Origin of the sequence: Hominilimicola sp., assembly GCF_046972485.1 — a bacterium.
GTDB lineage: Bacteria > Bacillota > Clostridia > UBA1381 > UBA1381 > Hominilimicola > Hominilimicola fabiformis.
This window is the reverse complement of sequence record NZ_JBKVWU010000173.1, coordinates 1-3574: the sequence shown is the minus strand read 5'-3', so window position 1 is coordinate 3574 and position 3574 is coordinate 1. Positions and strand designations below refer to the sequence as shown.

Annotated in this window: 2 protein-coding genes and 2 pseudogenes; 1 reads left to right on the top strand and 3 read right to left on the bottom strand. The window is 40.0% G+C overall.

Annotated features, from left to right (window positions below):
* Positions 1 to 1611 (top strand): annotated as a pseudogene (locus ACLTU0_RS11285) (thiamine pyrophosphate-dependent enzyme); the annotation flags it as partial.
* A 108-nt stretch (positions 1612 to 1719) separates the two neighbouring features.
* On the opposite strand, the gene ACLTU0_RS11280 reads toward ACLTU0_RS11285, so the two are convergent.
* From ACLTU0_RS11280 to ACLTU0_RS11270, 3 genes and pseudogenes are all read right to left on the bottom strand, one after another.
* Positions 1720 to 2163 (bottom strand): N-acetyltransferase family protein, encoded by a 444-nt coding sequence (locus ACLTU0_RS11280; protein ID WP_412322537.1) that lies wholly within the window; start codon positions 2161 to 2163, stop codon positions 1720 to 1722.
* Position 2164: 1 nt separating this feature from the next.
* Positions 2165 to 2956, bottom strand: coding sequence for a glycyl-radical enzyme activating protein (locus ACLTU0_RS11275; protein WP_412322535.1), 792 nt, complete (start codon positions 2954 to 2956; stop codon positions 2165 to 2167).
* Between the two features lie 12 nt (positions 2957 to 2968).
* Positions 2969 to 3547: pseudogene (locus tag ACLTU0_RS11270) on the bottom strand (glycine radical domain-containing protein); the annotation flags it as partial.
* Positions 3548 to 3574 lie beyond the last annotated feature (27 nt).

Here is a 3574-nt window from a genome sequence, read left to right as displayed (position 1 = left end):
CGATGTACTTGTTCCTATCAACCAATTCAGAGGTAGCAATTACCTGTTTCTACATTCGAGGCTTATCAGACAGGTGAAGTTCCTCTTGGTTCATCAGCATTTGAAAAGAGAGGTATTGCTATCGACGTTCCTGTTTGGAATAACGAAACTTGTATCGAATGCGGTAACTGTTCATATGTATGTCCTCACGCTTGTATCCGTCCTGTAATTCTTACAAAAGAAGAACTTGACAATGCGCCTGAGGGTATCAGATACCAAAATGCAATGCAGCTTGACGGCTATTACTATGCTATGGCTATTTCAGTTTATGACTGTACAGGTTGCGGAAGCTGTGCTAATGTTTGCCCTGTAAACAACGCCGGCAAAAAAGCTCCTGCCCTTGTTATGACATCATTCGATGATGAAACAGCTAAGGAACAGGAAAAGTATGATTACCTTGTTCAGCTTGCAGAAAAGCAGGAAGTTCTTGACAAGTTCAAGATTTCAACAGTTAAAGGCAGCCAATTCAGAAAGCCTTACCTTGAATTCTCAGGTGCTTGTGCAGGTTGTGGTGAAACACCATACGCAAAACTTGTTACACAGCTATTCGGTGACAGAATGTACATTGCAAATGCTACAGGTTGTTCATCAATTTGGGGTGGTTCTTCACCATCTACACCATACACAATAGACGTAAACGGCCACGGTCCTGCTTGGGCTAACTCATTATTTGAGGATAATGCCGAATACGGTCTTGGTATGTTCATCGCTCAAGATACATTGAGAAATACAAACATCGCTAAGCTTGAAAAGATAGCTGAAGAAAATGCAGATGTTAAGCCTGTTGTTGACAAGTTCATTGAAACAAAGAATGACGCTGCCGCAAACAAGGTTGCTACTGACGAACTTCTAAAGGCTATTGCTAATATCAATTCTAAAGAGGCTAAGGACGTACTTGCCGATAAAGAATATCTATCAAAGAAATCTTGCTGGATATTCGGTGGTGACGGTTGGGCTTATGACATCGGTTTCGGCGGTGTTGACCACGTACTTGCATCAGGTGAAGATGTAAACATTCTTGTATTCGATACAGAAGTTTACTCAAATACAGGCGGTCAGTCATCAAAGGCTACACCGACAGGTGCTATTGCTCAATTTGCTGCCGCAGGTAAGGAAGTTAAGAAGAAAGACCTTGCAGCTATCGCTATGAGTTACGGTTATGTATACGTTGCACAAGTTGCTCAAGGTGCTAACCAAGCTCAACTTCTTAAGGCTCTGCTTGAGGCTGAAAGCTACCACGGTCCTTCTCTAATCATCGCTTATGCTCCATGTATCAATCATGGTATCAAGGGCGGTATGAGTATTGCTCAAACAGAAGAAAAGAAAGCCGTTGACGCAGGTTACTGGCACTTGTTCAGATTTGACCCAAGACTTGCTTTGGACGGCAAAAATCCGTTCCAGCTTGACTCAAAAGCTCCTACAATGGATTATGAAGACTTCATCATGGGTGAAGTTCGTTATAATTCACTTGCTCGTTCAAACCCTGAAAGAGCTAAGGAACTATTTGCAAAGGCTAAGAAGAATGCAGAAGAAAAGTATGCACATCTTGTTAAGCTTGCTCAAGGCGAATAATTTTGAATATTATAAATGGTTGGTTCATTTTGAACCAACCATTTTTTATTGCTATAACATTACTGAACCGGAACACAAAAAAATAACGCTGATAAACAGCGTTATTTTTTATATCTTATCAATTTTCATTTGTCCGTATGATACGTCTGTAAATCCCATTTTTTTATACAGTGATATTGCTTTTACATTATCTTTCACAACTTCAAGTCTGAAACGCTTTGCACCACTGTATTTGTCGAATAAATAATTAAAATACTGTGTCGCCACACCTTTTCCACGAGCATTTTCATTTACATACAAATCAATAATCTGTACGCATATACCGCCTACTTCAGTTTCATAATAAGTCGTCACGTAAGAAAATCCGACAACCTCATTATCTTCACAAAATACAAAACCAATTAAGCCTTTATCTCCGCTTATTGCCGCATCAATATTTGTTTCGATAATATTCATAGGCACTTCATGATCAAGTGCATCACTGCAATAAAATGCTTTTGATAATTCAAGCACTTTATCTCTGTGATTTTCATTCATTATTTCAAATTTCATTTTAACCGCCTATCTGACATTCAAGTCCCGATTTTTTAGCAACTTCAAGAAGTTCTTGCATATACTCGTTAGGAATTAAATCAATTCCGTCAAGTTTGTATTCCCTACCCAATCCGTCATATTTGCCTTGTCCGAGTCTGTGGTATGGAAGTAAATGAAGTTTCTTAACACCTTTCAAACTTGCAGCAAACATTGCAATGTCATAAATTTCTTCCGGTGTTGCGTTAAATGTCGGTATAACAGGCACTCTTATTGTCAAATCAACCATTCCCGACTCCGCAATTCTTTTTGCGTTTTCGTGAATAAGTTCATTGGGCTGAGTGGTAAATTCCTTGTGCTTTGCACTGTTCATATGCTTAATATCCATAAGCACATAATCAAGATACGGCAAATACTTTTCTATAAACTCCCAACGTGCAAAGCCCGTTGTTTCGATAGCAGTATTTATACCGTAATCCTTACAAGCGTGCAAAAGATGCGGTCCGAAATTCGGTTGCAACAGAGCTTCACCGCCCGACAAAGTCACACCGCCGCCGCTGCGGTTATAATAAAATGTATCCTGTAAAATAGCCGGCATAACATCTTCAACAGTCACATCATATCCCATAACTTTTTCTTTGCCCTCAAACATCATGGTCTGTATATCAAATTCCTGCGATTCAGGATTACAACACCATCTGCAACGCAAGGCACAACCCTTTAGGAATATGATTGTTCGTATTCCGGGTCCGTCATGGATAGAATATTTCTGTATGTCAAATATTCTGCCTTTCGCTTTCATATAATTTTCCATATTAATTATTCCTTATGCGTTAAATGCTTGTTCTGTTCTGCTGATAATATCGTCCTGAAGTGCCTTTGAAAGTGATGTAAATAAAGCACTGTAACCTGCGACACGAACTACAAGTGATTTATAATTTTCCGGATGTTTTTGTGCGTCAAGAAGTGTTTCCTTACTTACGACATTAAACTGCATATGCATTCCCTTTTGGTCAAAGAATGCTCTTATGTATGACGCAAAGTTCTGAAGTCCTGCATTTCCGCTCAATGCCGACGGGTGGAACTTCTGATTGTAAAGTGTACCGTTTGATGCTCTGCCATGTTCAAGTTTTGCAACTGAGTTTGCCGCAGCCGTAGGACCTTTTGTATCAGCGCCCTGTCTTGGACCTACACCGTCCGCAATCGGTGTATTGGCAAGTCTGCCGTCAGGTGTCGCACCTGTCTGCTCACCAAGAGGAACGTTAGCCGATACAGGATACAATCCTGCCTGGAACATACCTCCGCGAGGATTTTTATGTTTTTCAAGTTCTTTTGCGTATATATTAGCCACATCACGGGCTAACATGTCAATTTCTTCAATGTCGTTTCCGTACTTCGGAAGTTCATTTATCATATCAAGTATTTATTCATA